The 3,737-nt window shown below is 70.1% G+C and carries 4 protein-coding genes; 2 read left to right on the plus strand and 2 right to left on the minus strand.

The window, feature by feature from the left end:
• The coding region (locus ACLP25_RS17140; RefSeq protein ID WP_442470391.1) for a hypothetical protein at positions 1-589 on the plus strand (589 nt) is incomplete at its 5' end.
• Positions 590-611: 22 nt separating this feature from the next.
• Here the strand turns inward: ACLP25_RS17140 and ACLP25_RS17145 are convergent.
• Together ACLP25_RS17145 and ACLP25_RS17150 are read right to left on the minus strand one after the other, a co-directional pair.
• Positions 612-1,010: a cytochrome b gene (locus tag ACLP25_RS17145; RefSeq protein ID WP_442470392.1), complete on the minus strand. Its 399-nt coding sequence runs from the start codon at positions 1,008-1,010 to the stop codon at positions 612-614.
• A 95-nt stretch (positions 1,011-1,105) separates the two neighbouring features.
• The gene (locus tag ACLP25_RS17150; RefSeq protein ID WP_442470393.1) at positions 1,106-2,320 is read right to left on the minus strand and encodes a glycosyltransferase; all 1,215 of its coding nucleotides are present in this window, start codon (positions 2,318-2,320) and stop codon (positions 1,106-1,108) included.
• A 95-nt stretch (positions 2,321-2,415) separates the two neighbouring features.
• Between ACLP25_RS17150 and ACLP25_RS17155 the strand changes: the two genes are divergently transcribed.
• Complete coding sequence (locus ACLP25_RS17155) at positions 2,416-3,216, plus strand: alpha/beta hydrolase (RefSeq protein WP_442470394.1); 801 nt, start codon at positions 2,416-2,418, stop codon at positions 3,214-3,216.
• Positions 3,217-3,737: the final 521 nt, after the last annotated feature.

Genomic DNA, 3,737 nt, shown 5'->3' on the forward strand with positions numbered 1-3,737 from the left:
CAAGGCCGAAGCCGCGCAAATCGCGAACAACGCCCGCGGCGTCGTGGCCTCGGCCGAGGCGCCGCTCGAATCTTGGCTTCGACTGGTTCGGCTGGCGCTGGGACGGAATCTCGCAGGAGGCGCGCCGCCGCCTTTCGAACTCGTTCGCGCCGCGGAAGCGCTCGGTCTCGCATCCCTCGTCCCGGACGTCTCGACGCCCGCCGAGCTCATCGACTCGCTGCTCGCCGACGTCGCGGACCGGGATGACCCCGCGGCGATCGCCGAATCGCAGGAATCGGTCGTCGACCTGGATACGGTGGGCGGTTGGTTCGAAGCGGGCGAGGAGGTCGAAAACATCCTGCGGCCAACCAGGACGACCGAGGACGGCGCCCAGGCGCTGCTCGAAGACTATCTCCCCGGGAGGCGTCTCTACTGGGCGCGCCAATGCGCGCTCACGGCGATTGCGCTGTCGGCCGGCTCGCCGGAGGTTTCGCGAAACCTCGCGCTCGTGGGGCGCGAGATCCTTCGCGAAACGCCCCTCACCGATATCCCGCTGATCCGCCAGATCGCCGAAACAAGCGCGATGAGTTTCTTCGCCTATCGCAAGTGAGCGCGCCGCCTCGAGCGCTATGCTATCGCGCCGGACGGATCATCCGCGTCACGACGTCGTCACGCACAATGAACCGGTGCCACAACGCTCCGACGACATGGAGCGCGATCAGAGCGAGAAGGATCGGCCGCATCAACAGATGATGCAGGCCGGCGAGTTGCGGCAGCCAGAAGTAGGCCGCGAGGCCGACGAGCGCGCCGAGGATCAGGTCGATGTAGAGCGCGACATGGACGGCGCTCGCGAGTCCCTGCAAGGCCGGATGCTGCTTGGCAGGCGGCGGCGCGCCTTCGGTGTGGCGAAGCCCAAGGCGCCACAGCATGAGCAGCAGGACCGCGACGCCCACGACGATGTGGGCCGTTCCCCAGGCCGGCGCGAGATCGGTCGGCCGTCCGCCATGGGCTGCGCGGAAAAGGTCCGTCATGTTGTCGCCGGTGAATCACTGATAGGCGACGAGGATGAACACCAGCCAGTGAAGCCCGATCTGACGCGCGCTGTAACCGTTCGTGACTCCCGCCATCACCCGCCCCTCTTTTGCAATGCCTCGGCGTAGACGCCCAGAGTGTCACGCGTCATGCGCGTGAGCGAGTAGTGCGCGGCGGCGCGCTCGCGCGACCTCCGGCGGATCGCCTCGCGCGCCGACGCGCCGAGACCGAGCGCCGTTTCGATCGCGTCCGCCAGCGCCGCGGCGTCCCCCGGCGGGACCAGCCAGCCGGTCCGCTGCTCGGCCGGCGCGAGCGGCGGCGCCGCGACGATCTCGCCCGCGGCGCCGACGTCGGCGACAATGGTCAGCGCGCCGGACGCGGACGCCTCGATGACGGCGCGAGTCACGCCCTCGGCTTCGCGGGTCGGAAAGACCACGGCGCTTGCGCCGACGAATGCAGCCGGCCGGTCGGCCTCGGCCCCGCGCCGCGCCACCATCCCCTTGACGCCGCGCGCGGAAGCGAGCGCGTCGAGCTCGCGGCCGAACGACGCCTTCAGAACCTCGCCCGCCAGCACGAAGCGGACATCGTCAAGACCGCGCTTGGCGATCAGCGCCGCCGCCTCGACGACCAGCGCTTGTCCGCGCCCCGGCGCAAGACGTCCCGGCGCCAGCACGACCCGTTCGTGCGGCGCGACGCCCCAGCTTTCGCGCACTTTCGCGACCCGCGACCGGCTGACGGCGTCGGGCCACAGCTTCGCGACGTCGAGACCGGGGCGCACGATTCGAAGCCGCGTCCGCGCCGCCGGAAAGGCCTCGCCGGCGCGCTCGGCCGCATAGCTCGACGCGGCGACGACGAGGTCTCCGTCGGCGACCGCCGATTCGAAGCTGGTGCGCGGCCGGGTCGAGGGCCCTTCGCCGGGAATCGTCGTCACCAGCGCGCGCTTCAGCTTGCGGCAGGCGCCGAGCGCCACCCAGGCCGAGGCGCGCGAGCGCGCGTGAACGAGATCGACGCGCTCGTCCGAGAGGATGCGCGCCAGGCGCCGGACGTTGAGGATCATGGCGAGCGGGTTGCCGGTCGAGGCGGGAAACGGCACGTGCAGCGCGCCGACCGCCTGCGCCTCGCTCGCAAGCTCGCCCGGCTCGGAGACCACAAGCGCCCGCGCGCCGGCTTCGATGAGCGCCTCGGCGACCGCGAGCGTCGCGCGCCGGTCCCCGCCCCCCGTGATCGGCGGCGGGATCTGCAGCACCGTCCGGCCGGTGAGGGGAGCGTTGACGCCGCGCCCGAATGGGGAAAGCGGATCGACGGTCACGCGCGGCTTCGCTCGGGCGCGCGAGCGCGATAGAGGAAAGCGTAACGCGGAAGTCGAGGTGTGGCGAAACGCGGCGTCATGAGGACGGTCCGAACGTGTCGAACGAAGAGACGAAATATTTCACGGTGGAGTCCCCCCCAACTCGACGACGTATCGCCTTTCGCCGGCGCGCGCCAGCGCAAAGCGGGAAGCCCGGTCTCGTCTGGCTCTGCGGTTATCGGTCGGACATGGATTCGACCAAGGCGAGCGCGCTCGACGCGGAGGCCGAGCGGCTCGGGCTCGGCCTCTTGCGCTTCGACTATTCCGGCCACGGCCGCTCCGACGGGCGGCTCGAGGACGGGACGATCTCGCAATGGCTCGCCGAGACGCTGGCGATTGTCCGGGCGGAGACGCAGGGTCCGCAGATCATCCTCGGTTCGTCGATGGGCGGCTACCTGGCGCTGCTCGCCGCGCGCGCGCTCAACGAGGCGGGCGAGAGCGGCCGGCTCGCGGGCCTGATCCTGATCGCGCCAGCGGTCGATTTCACCGAGACCCTGATCTGGGCGCAGGCGCCGGAGGACGCCCGGCGCGCGATCATGGAGAAGGGGGTCTGGCGCCCGCCGTCGGCCTATTCCGACGAGCCCGACGTGTTCACCCGGGCGCTCATCGAGGACGGGCGCAAGCACCTCATGTTCGGCGGGATGATTCGCACCCATTGCCCCGTGGCCGTCCTTCAGGGCATGCAGGACGAGGCGGTCCCCTATGCCCATGCGCTGTCGCTGACGGAGCGCCTCGGCGGCGACCCGGCCACGCTGACGCTGATCAAGGACGGCGACCACCGGCTGTCGCGGCCGCAGGACCTCGAACTTTTGTTCGGGGCGCTGGAGCGGATGGTCGCCGCCACGGATCACCGCTGACCGCGGCGGGGCCGAGCTTCCGACTTCCCGCGGCGATTGGGCATGTGTGAATACTGGAGGCTTTGAGGAGAGGCGGCGCCATCCGGGCTTTCAGCAGGCCGCCGCGCCATTTGAGCATCGCCCGCAAATTTAGGCGCCTGACGCCGCCCGGATTCGGGAAAGGCGGGCTTGGATGCTCCGCCGGACGGCGACGCTTCGGCGGCTTCGGCGTTCCCGGGCACGGATTAAACCTTTTCAATGGCTTGCGGCGGGTTTTGCGGGCGGCTGTTCTGCGGCGCGACGAGCGTGTGAAAGTCCTGGCTCAGGGCGCGCGATGCGCCCTCCGCCGTTCGCGCCGCGTCCGCGCCCAAGGCTCGTCCGGGGGGAAGGGAAGGGGGGCGAAGGGCAGGGGAATCGCGTATGAGGGCTGTTGCGTTCGAAGAAGAAGTTGATTCTGAAGAGGCTTCCTGATTCGAAGGGAGCCTGTGGTGCAATCGCTGATCACCGTTTTTCGCGAGGTTCGCGATCCTCAACGCTCGGCA

Origin of the sequence: Roseiarcus sp. (assembly GCF_052145395.1) — a bacterium.
Classification (GTDB): domain Bacteria; phylum Pseudomonadota; class Alphaproteobacteria; order Rhizobiales; family Beijerinckiaceae; genus Roseiarcus.